This window comes from Burkholderia singularis (genome assembly GCF_900176645.1).
Classification (GTDB): Bacteria; Pseudomonadota; Gammaproteobacteria; order Burkholderiales; family Burkholderiaceae; genus Burkholderia; species Burkholderia singularis.
Map to the genome: position 1 here is coordinate 71,929 of NZ_FXAN01000013.1, position 17,459 is coordinate 89,387.

Annotated in this window: 16 protein-coding genes and 1 pseudogene; 8 read left to right on the forward strand and 9 right to left on the reverse strand. The window is 67.9% G+C overall.

What is annotated here, in order from left to right; translation table 11 throughout:
* Positions 1-13 precede the first annotated feature (13 nt).
* The 5 genes from BSIN_RS01225 (at position 14) to cobC (ending at position 4,332) form a co-directional block, all read left to right on the forward strand.
* Positions 14-1,015: a FecCD family ABC transporter permease gene (locus BSIN_RS01225; protein WP_089339276.1), complete on the forward strand. Its 1,002-nt coding sequence runs from the start codon at positions 14-16 to the stop codon at positions 1,013-1,015.
* Positions 1,012-1,851 carry an ABC transporter ATP-binding protein gene (locus tag BSIN_RS01230; RefSeq protein WP_089339248.1) on the forward strand — a complete coding sequence of 280 codons (840 nt, stop codon included), beginning with the start codon at positions 1,012-1,014 and terminating at the stop codon, positions 1,849-1,851. Before BSIN_RS01225 ends, BSIN_RS01230 begins: the two co-directional genes overlap by 4 nt.
* Before the next feature lie 67 nt (positions 1,852-1,918).
* On the forward strand, positions 1,919-2,971 hold the full coding sequence (gene cobT, locus BSIN_RS01235) for a nicotinate-nucleotide--dimethylbenzimidazole phosphoribosyltransferase (protein ID WP_089339249.1): 1,053 nt from the start codon (positions 1,919-1,921) through the stop codon (positions 2,969-2,971).
* 6 nt (positions 2,972-2,977) lie between these two features.
* Positions 2,978-3,736, forward strand: a complete 759-nt coding sequence (locus BSIN_RS01240; RefSeq protein WP_089339250.1) for an adenosylcobinamide-GDP ribazoletransferase — start codon at positions 2,978-2,980, stop codon at positions 3,734-3,736.
* A complete protein-coding gene (cobC, locus tag BSIN_RS01245; RefSeq protein ID WP_089339251.1) occupies positions 3,721-4,332 on the forward strand; it encodes an alpha-ribazole phosphatase family protein in 612 nt (203 codons plus the stop codon). The genes BSIN_RS01240 and cobC overlap by 16 nt, the downstream gene beginning before the upstream one ends.
* Positions 4,333-4,356: 24 nt before the next feature.
* Here cobC and BSIN_RS25945 read toward each other — a convergent pair whose 3' ends face one another.
* The 5 genes and pseudogenes from BSIN_RS25945 to cobU all read right to left on the reverse strand — a co-directional run bounded on the left by BSIN_RS25945 (position 4,357) and on the right by cobU (position 8,745).
* Complete coding sequence (locus BSIN_RS25945; RefSeq protein WP_173678598.1) at positions 4,357-5,199, reverse strand: hypothetical protein; 843 nt, start codon at positions 5,197-5,199, stop codon at positions 4,357-4,359.
* 120 nt (positions 5,200-5,319) lie between these two features.
* The gene (locus tag BSIN_RS01255; protein WP_369828091.1) at positions 5,320-6,234 is read right to left on the reverse strand and encodes a cobalamin-binding protein; all 915 of its coding nucleotides are present in this window, start codon (positions 6,232-6,234) and stop codon (positions 5,320-5,322) included.
* An 8-nt stretch (positions 6,235-6,242) separates the two neighbouring features.
* Positions 6,243-7,277 carry a threonine-phosphate decarboxylase CobD gene (gene cobD / locus BSIN_RS01260; RefSeq protein WP_089339253.1) on the reverse strand — a complete coding sequence of 345 codons (1,035 nt, stop codon included), beginning with the start codon at positions 7,275-7,277 and terminating at the stop codon, positions 6,243-6,245.
* Positions 7,270-8,214: an adenosylcobinamide-phosphate synthase CbiB gene (cbiB, locus tag BSIN_RS01265; protein WP_089339254.1), complete on the reverse strand. Its 945-nt coding sequence runs from the start codon at positions 8,212-8,214 to the stop codon at positions 7,270-7,272. Before cbiB ends, cobD begins: the two co-directional genes overlap by 8 nt.
* Positions 8,208-8,745 (reverse strand): annotated as a pseudogene (gene cobU / locus BSIN_RS01270) (bifunctional adenosylcobinamide kinase/adenosylcobinamide-phosphate guanylyltransferase). The gene cbiB and the pseudogene cobU overlap by 7 nt, the downstream one beginning before the upstream one ends.
* Before the next feature lie 529 nt (positions 8,746-9,274).
* On the opposite strand from cobU, the gene BSIN_RS01275 reads away from it, so the two are divergent.
* A complete protein-coding gene (locus tag BSIN_RS01275) occupies positions 9,275-10,798 on the forward strand; it encodes a cobyric acid synthase (protein WP_143757257.1) in 1,524 nt (507 codons plus the stop codon).
* Between the two features lie 293 nt (positions 10,799-11,091).
* Here the strand turns inward: BSIN_RS01275 and asd are convergent, their stop codons facing one another.
* Positions 11,092-12,207, reverse strand: coding sequence for an aspartate-semialdehyde dehydrogenase (gene asd / locus BSIN_RS01280; protein ID WP_069234851.1), 1,116 nt, complete (start codon positions 12,205-12,207; stop codon positions 11,092-11,094).
* A 320-nt stretch (positions 12,208-12,527) separates the two neighbouring features.
* Positions 12,528-13,061, reverse strand: a complete 534-nt coding sequence (locus BSIN_RS25005; protein ID WP_143757259.1) for a hypothetical protein — start codon at positions 13,059-13,061, stop codon at positions 12,528-12,530.
* 244 nt (positions 13,062-13,305) lie between these two features.
* Between BSIN_RS25005 and BSIN_RS01285 the strand changes: the two genes are divergently transcribed.
* Complete coding sequence (locus BSIN_RS01285) at positions 13,306-14,211, forward strand: LysR substrate-binding domain-containing protein (RefSeq protein ID WP_089339255.1); 906 nt, start codon at positions 13,306-13,308, stop codon at positions 14,209-14,211.
* A 535-nt stretch (positions 14,212-14,746) separates the two neighbouring features.
* Positions 14,747-15,382, forward strand: a complete 636-nt coding sequence (locus BSIN_RS01290; RefSeq protein WP_069234850.1) for a ParA family protein — start codon at positions 14,747-14,749, stop codon at positions 15,380-15,382.
* Between the two features lie 252 nt (positions 15,383-15,634).
* Here the strand turns inward: BSIN_RS01290 and panD are convergent, their stop codons facing one another.
* Together panD and panC are read right to left on the reverse strand one after the other, a co-directional pair.
* On the reverse strand, positions 15,635-16,021 hold the full coding sequence (gene panD / locus BSIN_RS01295) for an aspartate 1-decarboxylase (RefSeq protein WP_059520392.1): 387 nt from the start codon (positions 16,019-16,021) through the stop codon (positions 15,635-15,637).
* A 55-nt stretch (positions 16,022-16,076) separates the two neighbouring features.
* A complete protein-coding gene (gene panC, locus BSIN_RS01300; protein ID WP_089339279.1) occupies positions 16,077-16,916 on the reverse strand; it encodes a pantoate--beta-alanine ligase in 840 nt (279 codons plus the stop codon).
* Positions 16,917-17,459 lie beyond the last annotated feature (543 nt).

A 17,459-nucleotide genomic window follows, 5' to 3' on the forward strand; every position in this document is an offset into this window, starting at 1 on the left:
GCGCGGCGCCGGCATGCGCGCGGGACGCGCGGCGGCGATCTGGGCGGCGCTCGCGGCTGCCGCCGGCGCGGTGTTCGTCGCGTCGCTGACGCTCGGTAGCGTGCCGATGACGCCCGCCGATGCGCTCGCGGCCCTCGCGCATCGCACGGGCGAGGCACCGCTCGCGGCCGACATCGTCCGCACGCTGAGGCTGCCGCGCGCACTTGCGGGCTTCGGCTGCGGCGCGCTGCTTGCGCTCGCGGGCGCGCTGCTGCAAGTGCTGTTGCGCAATCCGCTTGCCGAACCGTATGTGCTCGGCGTGTCGGGCGGCGCGGCGGCGTTCGCGCTCGTCGCGATGATCGCGGGCGGCGCGTGGTGGCTCGTCGATGCGGCGTCGTTCGCGGGCGCGCTGGTGTCGATCGTGTTCGTGCTCGGGCTCGCGCGCCGGGAGCTGTGGCGCGGCGAGCCGCGCGATGCATCGCCGCGCCTGCTGCTCACGGGCGTCGTGATTTCCGCCGGATGGTTCGCGCTCATCACGCTGTTGCTGTCGATCGCGCCGCAGGAGCGGCTGCGCGGCATCCTGTTCTGGCTGTCGGGCGATCTGGGCGGCGCGGCGTCGCCGGGGTTCGCGCTCGCCGCGCTCGCGGTGGCCGCGCTTGCCGCGCTGCCGGCCGCGCCGCAACTGAACGTGCTGTTGCGCGGCGACGCGGCCGCCGCCGCGCTCGGCGTGCCGGTCGCGCGGCTGCGGCTGCGGGTTTATCTGATCGCTTCGCTCGCGGCCGCCGCGGCCGTCACGACGGCGGGCACGATCGGCTTTGTCGGCTTGGTCGTGCCGCATGCGTTGCGGCTTGCGTTCGGCAACGATCAACGGATGCTGTTGCCCGCGGCGATGCTCGCGGGCGGCGCGGGCGTGATGGCCGCCGATCTGCTCGCGCGCACGGCGATGGCGCCCGCGCAGTTGCCGGTCGGCGTGATGACCGCGCTGATCGGCGTGCCGCTGTTCCTGTGGATGCTGTTGCGCAGGGCGGGGCGATGACGAGCGCTCGGATCGACGCACGGCGGGCGCATGCTGCGCGCTATGGCGTGCAACGCCTCGTGCTGAAAGCGGGGGCGCGCACGCTGCTCGACGATTTCACGCATACGTTCCGTCCGGGCGAGCTTTGGTGTATCGCCGGGCCGAACGGCGCGGGCAAGACCACGCTGATGACGACGCTCGCGGGGCTCGCGGCGCCCGCGTCGGGCATTGTCGATGCCGACGGTGTGCCGCTTGCGCAATGGCGGCCGCAGGCGCTCGCGCAGCGGCGCGCGTGGATGGCGCAGACGCTGCACGACGCCTTTAGCGCCAGCGTGTTCGATACCGTGCTGCTTGGCCGCTTCCCGTATCTGACAGGATGGGGATGGGAGCGCGCGGACGATCGCGAGGCGGCATGGGTGGCGCTCGAGCGGCTCGGACTTGCCGCGTTCGCGGCGCGCGACGTGCTGTCGCTGTCGGGCGGCGAGCGGCAGCGCGTCGCGCTGGCCGCCGCGCTGTGCCAGGATGCGCCGCTGCTGTTGCTCGACGAGCCGCTCGCGCATCTGGACTTGCATCATCAGATCGATTGCCTCGCCGCGCTCGCCGATTGGCTGCGCGCCGGCGGGCGCACGGTCATCTTCTCGTGCCACGATCTGAATCTCGCGCGCCGCTTTGCCACTCACGCGCTGCTGCTCGACGGCTGCGGCCACGCGCACGCAGGCCCGGCGCGAGACGTGCTGACGCCTGCGCTCGCGAGCCGCGCATTCGGCTATCCGCTCGTGCTGATCGAGCGCGACGGCCACGAGGCGCTGGTGCCCGCATGGCCCGATGCGCGCCACGGCGGGAGCCGCTCGCGTTGATTTCGATCCTCGGCCGGCGTTGCGTTGCGCGCCGCATTCCACCATTGAGATTCGACAGAGTAAACCGATGAGTTCCTATTGCGTGCCGTATGTCGCCCCGCTCGACGATGCCGAACTGCGCGCGACGCTCGCGCGCGTCATCGACCAGAAAACCAAGCCGCCGGGCAGTCTTGGCCGGCTCGAGGCGCTCGCGTTGCAACTCGGCCTCGTTCAGCGCACTGTCGCGCCGCGCATCGTGCGCCCGGCGATGATCGTGTTCGCGGCCGATCACGGCATCGCCGCCGAAGGCGTGAGCCCGTATCCGCAGGCGGTGACCGCGCAGATGGTCGCGAATTTCGTCGCGGGCGGCGCGGCGATCAACGCGTTTTCGGGCGTCGCGGGGTGTGTGCTGGAGATCGTCGACGCAGGCGTCGCGTCGCCGTTGGACGACGCGCTGCCGCTCGTGCGCGCGGCGATCGCGCGCGGCACGCGCAACTTCGCGCGCGAGCGCGCGATGACGCGCGACGAGGTCCGCGCGGCGCTCGAGGCGGGCGCCGCGCGCGTCGCGCATCATGCGGCGCTCGGCACCAATATGATCGGCTTCGGCGAGATGGGGATCGCGAACACGTCGGCGGCCGCGTGCCTGATGAGCCGCATGCTGAACGTGCCGCTCGACGCGTGTGTCGGCCGCGGCACGGGGCTCGACGACGCCGGGCTCGCGCACAAGCGCGCGGTGCTCGAACGCGCGCTCGCGCGGCATCCGGACGCGCGAGCGCCGCTCGACGTGCTCGCGACGTTCGGCGGCTTCGAAATCGCGATGATGACCGGTGCATTCGTCGAGGCCGCGCGTGCGCGCATGACGATCCTCGTCGACGGTTTCATCGCCACGTCCGCGCTGCTGATCGCCGATGCGCTCGCGCCCGCGGTGCGCGAATACTGCGTGTTCTCGCATGTATCGAACGAAGCGGGGCATCGGCGGATGCTCGAGCATTTCGGCGCGCATGCGTTGCTGTCGCTCGATCTGCGCGTCGGCGAAGGCACGGGCGCCGCGCTCGCGCTGCCGCTGGTGCGCGCGGCGGCCGCGTTCGTCAGTGAGATGGCAAGTTTCGAAGCGGCCGGCGTCGCGAACCGCGATGCGTGACGCGCGATGAATCCGCTTGCCGAATTTCGCTACTTCGCCGTCGCGCTCGGGTATTTCACGCGCGTGCCGGTGCCGCGTTCGATCAGCGGTGCGAGCGTCGAGCTTGCGCACGCGGCGCGCTATTTTCCGCTCGTCGGCGTGTGCGTGGGCGCACTCGCGGCGCTCGTGCATCTGGCCGCGTCGCGCGTGTGGCCGCCGGGCATCGCGGCACTGCTGTCGATCGCGGCGACGCTTGCGGCAACGGGCGCGCTGCACGAGGACGGGCTGGCCGATAGTTGCGACGCGTTCGGCGGCGGCTACACGTGCGACGACGTATTGCGGATCATGCGCGATTCGCGGATCGGCACGTTCGGCGCGGCGGCGCTCGTCGTCGCACTCGCGTTGAAGTGGCAGGCGCTCGCCGCGATGCCGCCCGCGCGCGCGGCCTGGACGATGATCGCCGCGCACGCGGGCAGCCGCGCGCTCGCCGCGAGCCTGCTCGTGACGCTCGACTACGTGCGCGCCGAAGGCCGTGCGCGGCCCGTCGCGCAGCGCATGCGCGCGCGCGCGTTCGCATTCGCGGCGGCGTGCGGCCTGCCGTGGCTGTTTTGGCCGGATTGGCGCGCCGGCGCACTGGCGCTTGCCGTGACGTTCGTGCTGCGTGCCGGCATCGCGCGTTATTTGGTCAAGCGCATCGGCGGCTATACCGGCGATTGTCTCGGCTTCGCGCAGCAGGTGTTCGAGCTGGCGATCTATCTGACGGTGCTCGGATGGATCTCGTTCTGATCCGCCATCCGGCCGTGGCCGTCGAACCGCATGTTTGCTACGGCGGCAGCGACGTGCCGCTGGCGGCCGATGCGGCGTCGGGCGCGGCCGATATCCTGCGGCGGCTGCGCTTGCTCGGCGTGGGCGGTGCACGCATGGTCTGGACGAGCCCGCTCATGCGGTGCGCGGATGTCGCGCACGCGCTTGCGCGCGACGTGCGCGCGCCGGTCGAAGTCGACCTGCGCTTGCGCGAAATCGACTTCGGCGCATGGGAAATGCAGAGCTGGGACGCGATCGGACGCGACGCGATCGACCGCTGGAGCGCCGATCCGATGGGCGCGCGCGAGCATGGCGGCGAAAGCGCCGCGCAGTTCGCCGCGCGCGTGCGGCCGATGCTTGCGGCGCTGTCGGCAGTTTCGGCGTTTGCTTCGCAGAGGCCGACGAACTGGGCGGTGACGCACGCGGGGGTGATACGCGTGCTTGCGGCGCTGGCGCTGGATGTGCCGCTCGATACGCTGCTCGCGCGGCCGATCGCGATGGGCGGCATCGTGTGGCTGCGCCGCGATGAAGGCGGCGAGGGCGCACGCGGCTGGCGGCTCGCGCATTGGGACGTATGATGCGAAACCGAAGCGCCCGAGCGGCTAATTCCTGCTGTCGTCCCAATAATGCAGCGATGGCGGAATTTTCTTGTTGAATTGCTCGCAGACGTTGTTACTCATCAGAAACGCCATCCACGAGATCGCGAACACGGCGAAGAACAGCCAATAAAGCAGGCTGTGCGTGATGAGCGGCGCTGATCCGGCGATTGGGATGAATTGTCCGGCGACTCCGGCGACGCACGACAGGCCGCTGAGCCTGCGCATCAGGATCGCACGCGATCGCTGCTTGCCGATTCGCGTGGGGTCGGCGAGATCGATTGCCCACACCGGGCCCGCGTATTCCAAGCCGGCCGAGCCCAGCACCGGGCCGGAAATCCGCGCGGACGGATCGTGTCCGCTCGCGAATCCGAGCGTGGCGACAAAGCCGTGCCCAGGGTCGAGCCGGTCGAACGTGATGATTTTCTTGCTCTTGTCGCGGTTGAAAAGCCGCTCGTCAATCAGTTTCACGCCTATTGCGTGGGCACTCTCGAGGAGCGTGACGCGCGTGATCGCGGTCGGCGGAATCAATTGCAGCGTGAGCGGTTTTTTCTTGACGAGGTCGTCGCAGAGAATCGGTTCGCAGCCGCTGTTCCAGAAGAATATTTTGATCTGATCGAGCGGCGCGCCGTGCTCCGGCTTGCGCGCGACGCGCCGCCATGCCGAGCGCAGCCATGCGTGGCCGTTGGCTTTTTGCGGCGGAATGTTCGGTTTCCAGGCGCTGTATCTGACGCGCTTCAAGCTGCCGCCGTTTTTCCGGTTCGACAGGAAGTGTCTGGACTCCACCAAAATGAACGAGAACGCGGCCGATGCGATGTTCAGCAGAAGTTTGCTTTCGAAATCGGTCATTGTTTTGCTGGGTTGTCCGTTGGATGCCGATGCGTCATTGCCGGGTGCGCCGCAGCGGCAGGTATCCGGGGAAATTGACGGGCTCGGGGTTGCTTTTGCGTCGGCGCGATGCCGTGTGCGTCACGGCTTCGGCCGTCGCGAGCGCGCGATATCGAGATCCCGGCACAGCTGTTCGGCGCCTTGCGCGAGACGCGGAGTGGGCCGCGTCAGCAGATCGCCGTCGATCGCGAACAGATTGCCCCGCGCGAGCGCAGTGAGCGCGGGCCATGTGCGCCAGCGGGCGAAATCGGGCAGCGCGTCGCGCGTCGAGGTCGCGCCGGGCGCGGTCGTCAGGATCGCTTCGGGGTTGGCCGCGAGCACCGCTTCGTCGGTGACGGCGGGCGCGATCGGCTGTAGTTGCGCGAATACGTTGCGCCCGCCGCACAGCGCGATCACGTCGCTGGCGATGTGCGCGCCGCTCAACGTCATCAGCGGCCGATCCCAGATCTGGAAGAACACGGCAACGGGCGGCTTGTCCGCGTAGCGCGCACGTAGCTGGCCGATCTGCCGCCGATAGTCGGCGGCGGCGGCCGACGCCGTGTCGCGCGTATCGAGGAGCGTGCCGAGTTTTTCGAGCGACGTCGCGACATCGTCGAGATGATGCGGCTCGCTGAAGAAGAGCGGAATGCCGAGCGCGCGCAGCCGCTCGGTCTCGCGTTCGGCGTTGCCGTGCCGCCAAACGACGACCAGATCGGGCTTGAGCGCCGCGATGCGTTCGAGGTCGAGCGCTTGATTCGAGCCGACGCGCGGCAGCGCTTTCGCGGCGGGCGGATAGTCGCTGTACGACACCGCGCCGACGAGCGCCGCGCCGCCGCCGGCTGCGTAGATCAGCTCGGTCACGTGCGGCGCAAGGCTCACGACGCGCCGCGCAGGCGCGGCGAGCGTGACGGCGCGGCCGGCGTCGTCGGTGACGGTGACGCTCGCGTGCGCGGCGGCGATGGCGCCGGCGCACGCGCACGCAGCGGCGATACGCAGCGCGGCGGTGCGGCCGCGCATAGGCATGGTCATGTCGAAGTTCCTGCTGTCAACGTGGGCGCGCAGGCATCCAGTGCCGCTTCGAGCCGCTGCCATTCGGCTTCGTGCGCGGGCAGCCCGATTCTGATGCTGGGCGCGTGCGCGAAGAAGCGCGTCCAGATGCCGAGCGCGGCGAGCGCTTGGTGCAGCGCGCGTGCGCGCGGATCGTCGGTCCAACTGAACAGCGGCGTCGCGCGGACCATGAAGCCGTGCGTGCGCAGCAGCGACGCGAGCCGTGCGCCGTCGGCCGCGAGCCGCTCGCGCGCGGCATGCTGCCACGCGTGGTCGGAGAATGCCGCGAGCACGGCGTGACGGGCGGGGCCGCCGACTGTCCACGCGCCGAGCGCGTCGTGCAACCTGTGCAGCAGCGTGGGCGCGGCAAGCACGAAGCCCGCGCGCACTCCCGCGAGCCCGAAGAATTTGCCGACCGAGCGCAGCACGACGAGGCCGTGTGTATCGGTGTCGGCGGCAAGCGACGCGGGCGTGCCGGCATCGGCGTCCGCGAATGCTTCATCGACGATCAGCGCGCCGCCGCGCGCGGCGAGTTGCGCGTGCCAGCGCAGCAGCCGCACGCGTTCGATGCGCTCGGCGCTCGGATTGTTCGGATTCGCGACGATCGCATACGTGAGCGATTCGGGCAGCGTGTCACTGCGGCAATCGAGCGGTGCGAGCGCGTGGCCGTGGCGCTCGAATGCCGGCGCGTATTCGCTGTATGTGAGCGGCGCGACGCCCGCGACACCGCGCGCGAACAGCGCGGGCAGCGCGCGGATCGCGGCCTGACTGCCGGCGACGGGCAGCACGTGCGCGGCGCTCGGCGCGCCATAGTAGCGCGCGGCGTGCCCGGCAAGCACGCCGTCGTCCTCGGGCAGCCGGTGCCATGCGTCGGCGGGCACGGGCGGCACGGGATAGCCGAGCGGATTGATGCCGGTCGACAAGTCGAGCCACGCGTCGCGCGCGATGCCGTAGCGCTGCGCGGCCTCGTGCAGATTGCCGCCGTGAACGATCGCGGGCCGGGCGTCAGACATGGCTGAACGTGTTCGACAGCGCCGCGCCGATAATCAGCAACGCGAGCCAAAGCGCCATCGTGCGCGCGACGAGCGACAGCGCGGCGGCAACGTGCGCGGGCGCGGCGGGCGCGCCCGCGCCGAGCAGCGGGCGGGTTTCGAGCTGGCCGTGATAGACGGCGGGCCCGCCAATCACGACGTTCAGGCTGCCGGCGCCGGCTGCCATCACGGGGCCAGCGTTCGGGCTGTCCCAGAGCCGCGCTTGGCGGCGCCAGCAGCGCCACGCGTTCGCGGTGTCGCCGAGCAGCGCGTAGCTCGCTGCGGTCAGGCGCGCGGGCAGCCAGTTGAGCGCGTCGTCGATGCGCGCCGCGGCCCAGCCGAAACGGGCGAAGCGCGGCGTCCGGTAGCCCCACATCGCATCGAGCGTGTTCGCGAGCCGGAAGAGGAGCGCGCCGGGGCCGCCCGCGACGGCGAACCAGAACAGCGCGCCGAAGATCGCGTCGTTGCCGTTCTCCAGCGCCGATTCGACCGCCGCGCGCGACAGCGCCGCTTCGTCGGCGGCGCTGGTATCGCGCGATACGATGCGCGCGGTCAACGCTCGCGCGGCGGCGAGGTCGCGCCGCGCGAGCGCGGCGGCGATCGGCGCGACGTGCTCGGCAAGGCTGCGCGCGCCGAGCGCGAACCACAGCAGCGCGACATGCAGCGCGGCGGCAAGCGGCCACGGCAAGATCGCGATGAGCGCGGCGGCGAGCGCGACGGGCGGCGCGACGGCCGCGAGCCACGCGGCGGCGCCGGCGAGCCGGCCGCGCCGCCCGGTGTTCAGTGCGCGTTCGATGCGCACGGCGAGCCGGCCGAAGCCGACGAGCGGATGCGCGGCGCGCGGCTCGCCGACGAGCCGGTCGACGATGCAGCCGGCCAGCGCGAACAGCGCGACGGCTATGGGCGACAACATCAGCATTGCGCACCGCCCGCCGGTTTGACGCGAACCGGCAGCCCGGCGACGAGCAGCGTCACGCGCGTCGCGAGCGCGGCGATGCGCTGGTTGACGCGGCCGAGCGTATCGACGAAGCGCCGCGTTTGCGCGCCGAGCGGCACGACGCCCAGACCGATTTCGTTGCTGACGACGATCACCTGCGCACGCGTCGCGCGCAGCGCCGTTTCGAGTTCGGCGATGCTTGCGTCGGCGAGCGCGTCGTCGACGCCCGGGCCGTCGGCGGGGCACAGCAAATTCGTGAGCCAAAGCGTCAGGCAATCGACGAGCACGCACGCATCCGGCGCGTCGAGCCGCGCGATCGCCAGCGCGAGTTCGACAGGCGCTTCGACGAGCGCCCAGTCGGCCGGCCGGCGCGCGCGATGATGGGCGACGCGCGCGGCGAACTCGTCGTCGCCGATGCGGGCGGTCGCGATATAGGTGACGGGCCGGCCGCTTTCGGCGGCGAGCCGTTCGGCATGCGCCGCCGAGAACGAAGGTGAGGTCGAGCGGAGTCATCGCGTGATTGTAGCGGGCCGCGCGATAATGCGGCTTGCGTGATGTGGCGTGCACGAAGGCGGACGGGTTCGAGGGCGCTTTGCGCGGCGCACCGAAGGGGTGTTTCGCGTGCGGTTGCAGCGCGCGTTTTGATCGAGGCGGGGGCAGACGTCATCGTCGAGCGATGTTGTGACGCAGGCGTCGATCGTTTCGATTCGCGCTTGGTTGGCGCTTGGTTTATGTTCGAACCGTGCTCGAAGTCGTGCTTAACCTGGGCCCGATCCGCGCCTAACCGGTGGGCGGATCGCGCCTGGGGCACACTTGGGCCGCTTGGGGCCGCACGCGGGTTGCTCCCGGACCGCCACCGGATCACGCTCGGACCGCACGCAATCCGCGCCCGGGTACCGCGCATCGAACCGGCATGCCGCTCGGCGGTTCCACGCTCGCGGCCCGGTTCACCGCGCCGTTTTACCGACCCGTTTCTCAACCCGTTTCGCAACCCGTTTCACCAACCGATTTTGCCGATTCCCATTTCGTCCGCACCGATACGATGACCGCTCACGCTTTTGCTTCGCTTCCACGCCCGCGCGGCACGCTGATGATCCAAGGTACGACGTCCGACGCGGGCAAGAGCACGCTGGTCGCGGGCCTGTGCCGGCTCGCGCGCCGCGCGGGCGTGCGCGTCGCGCCGTTCAAGCCGCAAAATATGGCGCTCAACAGCGCGGTCACCGCCGACGGCGGCGAGATCGGCCGCGCGCAGGCATTGCAGGCGCTCGCGGCCGGCATCGACGCGCATACCGACCTGAACCCGGTGCTGCTCAAGCCCACCGGCGATCGCGGCGCGCAGGTCATCATCCACGGCAAGGCGCGCATGAATCTCGACGCGCGCGCGTATCACGGCTACAAGCCCGTCGCGATGCAAGCCGTGCTCGAATCGTACCGCCGGTTGCAACGCGGCTATGACGCGTTGATCGTCGAGGGCGCGGGCAGTCCCGCCGAAATCAATCTGCGCGAGGGCGACATCGCGAACATGGGGTTTGCCGAAGCCGTCGATTGTCCGGTCGTGCTGGTCGCGGACATCGATCGCGGCGGCGTGTTCGCGCATCTCGTCGGCACGCTCGCGTGCTTGTCGGCGAGCGAGCGTGCGCGCGTGCGCGGCTTCGTGATCAACCGGTTTCGCGGCGATCCCGCGCTGCTCGAACCGGGGCTGCGCTGGCTCGAGCAGCACACGGGCAAGCCCGTGTTCGGCGTGCTGCCGTATCTGCACGGGCTCATGCTCGACGCGGAGGACATGCTGCCGAAGGCCGCGCGCTCGGCCGCGGCGGGCGGCGACGCCGGCGTGCTGCGCGTCGTCGTGCCCGCGCTGCCGCGAATCAGCAACCATACCGATTTCGATCCGCTGCGCGCGCATCCGCGCATCGACTTCACGTATTGGAAGAGCGGCCCGGTGCCGGCCGCCGACCTGCTGATCCTGCCCGGCTCGAAGCACGTGCTCGCCGATCTCGCGTGGCTGCGCGAGGCGGGGTGGGAGGCCGTCGTCAAGCGCCATCTGCGCTACGGCGGCAAGCTGATCGGCATCTGCGGCGGCATGCAGATGCTCGGCGCGACGCTCGACGATCCGCACGGCGTCGAGGGCGCGGCGGGTGCGGCAAGCGCGGGCTTCGGCTTGCTCGATTACGCGACGACGCTCACGCGCGAGAAAACGCTCGTCAACGTGACGGGGCGGCTTGCGGGTCGGCTTGCGTTAGGCGGCGCGCCCGCGCGCGTCGCGGGCTACGAGATCCACATGGGGCAGACCCGCGGGCCGGCACTCGCGTCGCCCGCGCTCATGCTTGCCGGGCCCGACGGCGAGCGGCCGGACGGCGCGGTGTCGGCGGACGGACAGATTCTCGCGACCTACGTGCACGGCCTTTTCGACACGCCCGACGCGTGCGCGGCGCTGACCGAATGGGCGGGGCTGGATGGCGCGGCGCCGGTCGATTATCCGGCGCTGCGCGAGGCATCGCTGGAGCGGCTGGCGGATACGCTCGCCGAGCATTTGGATATCGAGCGGGTGTTCGGCGCGTTTGCGTGAGGGCGGAACTCGGCGAACCGATCGAGCCGGAGGCTGAATTCACTTGAGCACCCGGATGGGCGATCCGACGCGCTTCGGATTATCGATGATGCCGCTGAACCAACCGGCGGCGGCGAGCGTATTGACGAGCACTGCGCCGGCGAGCGTGAGCCCGCCTGGCCTCCCCCCGTCAACGCAATGGCCGGCCTAGTTGCGACCGGCGGCCCTAAATAGAGAAACTGCCGGCGGGCTCGATTCGCCAATTCGCCAACGAGCGGGCGGCCGCCGGGGTTGAGAGGTCAGGGGGCGCGATTTCAGCGTTCGAGCAAAATGCCCAGCATCCGCCGCAGCGGTTCGGCGGCGCCCCACAAAAGCTGATCTCCGACGGTAAACACGCTGTACAGATTGTCCGCGAGCCCGAGCTTGCGCAGACGCCCGACGCCGACCTTCAACGTGCCGCTCACGGCCGCGGGCGACAACCGCTGCAACGTATCCGTCCTGAGATTCGGCACGTACTCGACCCATTCGTGCGCGTTTTGGATGATCGACTCGAGCCGATGAACGGGCAGATCCTCCTTCAGCTTCAGCGTGACGGCCGCCGCATGGCTTTGCAGCACGGGCACGCGGATGCACAGGCCGTCGACGCCGATCGTGCCAGGCGGCAGGCCGAGGATCTTGTTGGTTTCGACTTCGCCCTTCCACTCCTCGCGGCTGATGCCGTTGCCGAGATCCGCGTCGATCCACGGAATCAGGCTGCCCGCCAGCGCGACGCCGCCGAACGCATCGCGCGGCAACGCGGGATCGGCAAGCGCGTCGCGCGCCTGCGCGACGAGGTCGATGACCGGCGTGCCCGGATCGTCGAGCGCGTTTCGCACCTTGTCCGACAGATGCGCCATCTGCGACAGCAATTCGCGCACGTTCGCGGCGCCCGCGCCGGACGCGGCCTGATAGGTCATCGTGCTGAGCCAGTCGACGAGGCCCTCTCGGAACAGACCGGCCAAGCCGAGCAGCGTCAGCGTGATCGAGCAATTGCCGCCGATGAAGTTCTTGATGCCGGAATCGAGCCCCGCGTGGATTTGCTCGTGATTGAGCGGGTCGAGCACGATGATCGAATCGGCGTCCATCCGCTTCGCCGATGCGGCGTCGATCCAGTAGCCGCTCCAGCCGCCGCCGCGCAGATCGTTGTAGACCGCCTTCGTATAATCGCCGCCCTGGCAACTGACGATGACGTCCATGTCGGCGAGTTGCGGAATCGACGTGGCATCGAGCAACGTGCGCCGGGCGCCGAGCGCGTCGACATGCTCGGCGCCGGCCGACGACGTGCTGAAGTAATAAGGCGAAATGCGCTTGAAATCCCCTTCGTCGAGCATCCGCTTGACGAGCACCGAGCCCACCATGCCGCGCCAGCCGATCAAGCCCACTTTTTTCATTTGTTGCTCCTACAGGTAAAGGTTATAGGGCCCGGGTGGGCAATTCGTTGGTTTCGCCGCTGCGCGCCTGGTTTCGGCGACGCCATCGCCGCGTTGACGCTCTTGTGTCGGCCCGGGGTTGAATCGGTGCGCTATCCGCGTTGATGCGTTTGCCCGGGAGCCGTGCTTCGCTTTGCGCGGGCCATGCATCGAAGTGGATTTTCAAGTGATGCGATTCGGCGAGAATACTTTGTCGCCAATTGATCGTCTATCGGTTGTTCCCGCGATGAAGGGAACCCTACGCGTCGCGTAATGCGGAGCGAGTAAATGATCGCAAGCGGTCAGCCGATCGGCAAGCTGGGGGTACGACGTGCGACATGACGATCAGATCTGGAAAATCCGCCGATTTTTAAGTGAATTCGTGCATTCATGACGATGATGAATAGAGTGGAATGTGGGCTGACTTTCGACATGATTTTTCCGAATTTAAATAATGAATAAAATTGCGGATTGCGCATCACGTTGCTCCGGTATATAAAGCAAAAAAATGGCGCGCCCGTTGTGGGCGCGCCCTGGGCATGGCGCACCTTCCCAAAAAACGGCGCTTCTCCTTGGGCCGCAAGGAGGTGGCGAGAGAGGCAGGGCCCGCCACAGTAGGCACCGCAAACCGACATCGTCATCGCCTTTCTAAGGTTTATAGATCGCCCGTGCCGGAGGCGTTTGACGCAGAGGGGCTGGAGCTGAGGCTCGGCATTCGAATTCTTCGCTTTAAGTCGGGTTTTCCACTCGCAGAAAATGGTTTGATGCATCTTGGCACGGAAGCGTTGCCGATTAACTTTGAATGCCGTATCGACAAACCGAGGCGCGAGGTCCATGCGGATGCCGGGAACGGCCCGATGCGTTGCGCATGAAAAGCCGTGCGCTTATTTTCGTGAGGGCGAGTCGTGCGCAGTGAGACTATTTGCATTAGAAGATCTGTTATTCCACGGCATCGTTGTGAATTCGAGCAATGTGCCGACGGTTTTTCCCAAGGCGTCGGAAACCCGTGACTCATGCTTTGATCCACTATTTTTGCGCAGCGGCCCACTGTTAAGCTAGCGCATAAATCGCTAGTGAGATATGAACGTGAAACACAGCTCGACTGCGCGGCCACCGCTTGCGAACCTTGAAACCGTCTGCCTGGTCGCCCGGGAAGGATCGCTCAGCGCTGCCGCGAGCGTGAGCGGCATCACGCATGGCGCGGTCAGCCGCCGCATCAGCGCCGTGGAAAACTGGCTCGGCATTCCGCTCTTCGAGCGTCATGGCCGTGGCGTTCGCTTGACTCCCGACGGCCAGCGTTTCGTGGGGCGCATCGAGGAGGCGTTCAGCATCATCGACAACGCAGCGGTCCAATGGCATGCGCATGGCCGCGCTCGTCAGGTGAAGATGAGCGTTCTGCCCGCGTTTGCCGAGCTTTGGCTTTTCGAACGCCTGGGTGCGCTCGAAGCTGGCCCTCCGCCGCTGAGAGTCCAGTTGGACATCAGCTCCCGCTTATCGGATGTATCGGGCGGGGAAGTCGATTTGGCGATCCGCTATGGCCGCGGAACCTGGCCGAATGTCCATGCGGAGTTATTTTTCGCGGAGACGTTGTATCCCGTCGCTCATCCCGATCTCGCGGCGAAACTGTCAGCCGACGACGGCGTCGAGTGGCTTAGTTTTGCGCTGCTGCATGATTCCGACCTGACCGGCTGGCGAACCTGGTTGGCCGGGCAAGGGCACGGCGTAAAGCCGAGAGTGCAAGACCGGCGCTTCGAGGATTACAGCCTGGTGCTCGCCGCCGCCCAGGCCGGCTTGGGCATCGCGTTGGCGCGCATGCCGCTGGCGCAATCGTGGCTGCGTAAAAACAGGCTGGTTCGATTGAGCCGCCGCGTTGTCGAGAGTCCGCTTGGATACTATTTGGTCACGGCCAAACATGAGCGGCGGCCGGAAATCCTCGCGTTGATGGAGCGGTTGCGCGCGGAAAGCGGGAAAAAGTCATCTGCGTGACGGGCCACGCCCGGCGGGTTGGGGCGGGCAATACGTTTTTCGTCCATGCGCCCGGTTCGCGTTTGCGTCATTCCGTGGGCCGGCGAGACGGACGGTGGATTTGAGTCGCCGGCGCCGCAGCCGTTTGTGCAACAAAGAAAGGGTGTGAGCATGCCTCATGCCGGTGGGATTCGGCGGCCGGTCGTTCCGGTCATTCAGCGCAGGTAGATAGACGCCGGCGCGACGTCACGCGTCGCGTCGCTTGGCAACGCATCGTGAATGCGATGCGCGCCGTCTGCGATGCCGGTCGAGCGGTATGGCACCGGCGCGCAGATCGAGTGCGAAGGGTGACACGCGATAGTGGTCAGGCCCCATATAGAATGACGCGGGTGCTCGACGCCGGAACGTTCCGGCGGCCGACCGTTCGTCCGATCAACGCGACGGTCGCTTCGGCGCAACGTCATTTGCCGATATCATCGCTCCCTGTATCCGCTTTTTTTCGCGGCGCGGCGGCGCACGCTCGCCGCCGCGCCGCGCGGCTTCCTCGGGGGAATTCATGACGGTGATCGTGGTGGCGAATCCGAAGGGCGGCGTTGGCAAGAGCACGCTGTCCACCAATCTGGCTGGGTATTTTGCGGCGCAGGGCGCGTGGACCGCGCTGGCCGATCTCGACCGGCAGCAGTCCGCGCATACGTGGCTCGACCTGCGCCCGGCGGCGCTGCCCGTGATCGAGACCTGGGCGCTCGATCCCGATACTCCGTCCAAGCCGCCGCGCGGCCTCGAATACGCGATCGTCGATACGCCGGCCGGCTTGCACGGCAACCGCCTGAACGTCGCGCTCGAGTTTGCCGATAAGGTGATCGTGCCGCTACAGCCGTCGATGTTCGATATTCTTGCGACGCAGCAATTCCTTCAGCGGCTCGCCAGCGAGAAGGCGGTAAAAAAGGGGACGATCGAGGTCGGCGTTGTCGGGATGCGGGTCGATGCGCGCACGCGCTCGGCCGAGCAGCTTCACCGTTTCGTCGAAGGGCTCGATTTGCCCGTGCTCGGCTACCTTCGCGACACGCAGAACTATGTCCAACTTGCCGCACATGGGCTGACGCTTTGGGATGTTGCGAAAAGCCGCGTCGACAAGGATCTCGAACAATGGCTGCCGATCGTCGAGTGGGCGGAGCGAAAAAAGGCGCGATAGCGGCGCATTCGGACGGCGGCATGCCGCCGGGGCAGGATGGGACGATAGATCTGCGACCTGCCTGCCGGGGCGTTTGATCAGCGCACATCACAGCGCGATCGCGAATGGCGCTCGCGCAGCGCGGGCGGGTATCGGGAAAAGCGTTTGTCTGCCCGGGAGGCCCGGCGGCGCGCCGCGCGTCGTGAGCCGCAAAAAGTGCGGCATCCCGAAGCGCGGGTATCGGCCGGCGCCGCGCCGAGCGCGGCAGCATGGTTACGTCCAGGTCTGCGTCGGCACGTGATCGCGGCTGCCCTTGATCTTGTTATGCTCGTCGACGAACACCAGGTCGGGTTTCCAGCCCGCTTTCAATTCCGCGTCGTCGATCATCGCAAACGCCGCGATGATGACGAGGTCGCCCAGCTGCGCGCGGCGCGCGGCCGAGCCGTTCAGCGAGATCATCCCGCTGCCGCGCTCGCCCTTGATCGCGTAGGTCGAGAAGCGCTCGCCGTTGTTGATGTTCCAGATGTCGATCCGCTCGTTTTCGACGATGTTCGCGGCTTCGAGCAGATCTTCGTCGATCGCGCATGAGCCTTCGTAATGCAGTTCGCAATGCGTGACTGCCGCGCGGTGGATCTTCGATTTCAGCATGTGGCGCTGCATGGTGGCTCCTGGGTGCAACTCGCTCAATATAACGTCGGGTTCGCGCAGACGCGCGTCAGATTTCGAGATTGTCGATGAGGCGCGTCGCGCCGAGCTTGGCCGCCGCAAGCACGACGAGCGGCTCGCCGGCATCGATTTCGGCGTCTGTCGGCGCGACGAGGTTCGCGCGCCGGCGGATCGACACGTAATCGGGCTGCCAGCCGCGCGCGGCAAGCGTATCGTGCGCGTCGCGCTCGAGCGCCGCGAGATCGCGCGTGCCGCCGAGCACCGCTTCGCGCACGCGCGCGAGTGTCTTTTGCAACTCGGGCGCTTGCGCGCGCTCGGCGGGGCTCAGATAGCGGTTGCGCGACGACAGGGCGAGCCCATCGGCATCGCGCACGGTTTCGGCCGCGATGATCTCGACGGGCAGCGCAAGCTGCTGGCACATGCGGCGCACGATCATGAGCTGCTGATAATCCTTTTTGCCGAATACCGCGACGCGCGGTTGCACGCACGCCATCAGCTTCGTGACGACCGTGCACACGCCGGTGAAGAAACCGGGGCGGAATTCGCCCTCGAGGATGTCGCCGAGATCATGCGGCGGCTGCACCCGGTACTCCTGCGGTTCGGGATACATGTCGCGCTCGGTTGGCGCGAACAGCACGTAGACGTTTTCCTTTTGCAGTTTGTCGATGTCGTCCTGCAGCGTGCGCGGATATTTGTCGAAATCCTCGTTCGGGCCGAATTGCAGGCGGTTCACGAAGATGCTCGCGACGACGGGGTCGCCGTGCTGGCGCGCGAGCCGCATCAACGACAGATGGCCTTCGTGCAGGTTGCCCATCGTCGGCACGAAGGCCGTGCGGTTCTGGCCGCGCAACTGGTCGCGCAATTCCTGGATCGAGCTGATGACTTTCATGAGTTCGCGGTTCCTCGCGCGGTCGGTGCGTGCGCCGCGTGGGAGCGGCAAGGCAGGGTAAACGTCGCGCGACGCCGGCGGGGCGTCGGGCGTGGGCGATTGTAGAGGATTTGCTGTTTTAACGCATCGATAAAAGCACGATCGTTCATTTTAATCGGACGGATGAGCGCGACAACGGCGGTCGGCGAATAGAAAATGGGGCTGAATCGAGACGGCGCCAACCATTTGTCTGGCTGGGCGCTTAGCCGGATGGTCCGCGGCGGTGGAGACGGCAGGCGCGGGCGGGCCGGCGGCGGAGGATGTGCGTCGAAGTCGAACCGCCAAGCGGACGGCGGCGGCCACGTCAGACGAAAGCGCCGAACGGCAGCGGCTACGGTTACGGCAAACCGCAGTAGCGAGCGAAAATCGGCAAAAGGGCGGCGGACCCACACACGGATGGCCGCGACGATACATTCGGCGGACAACCGCGTCATGCCAAATGATGGCGGCCGGCATTGCGCGGCGATCGTAGGCGGCACGCGGCGTGCCATGCGCCACGTGCCG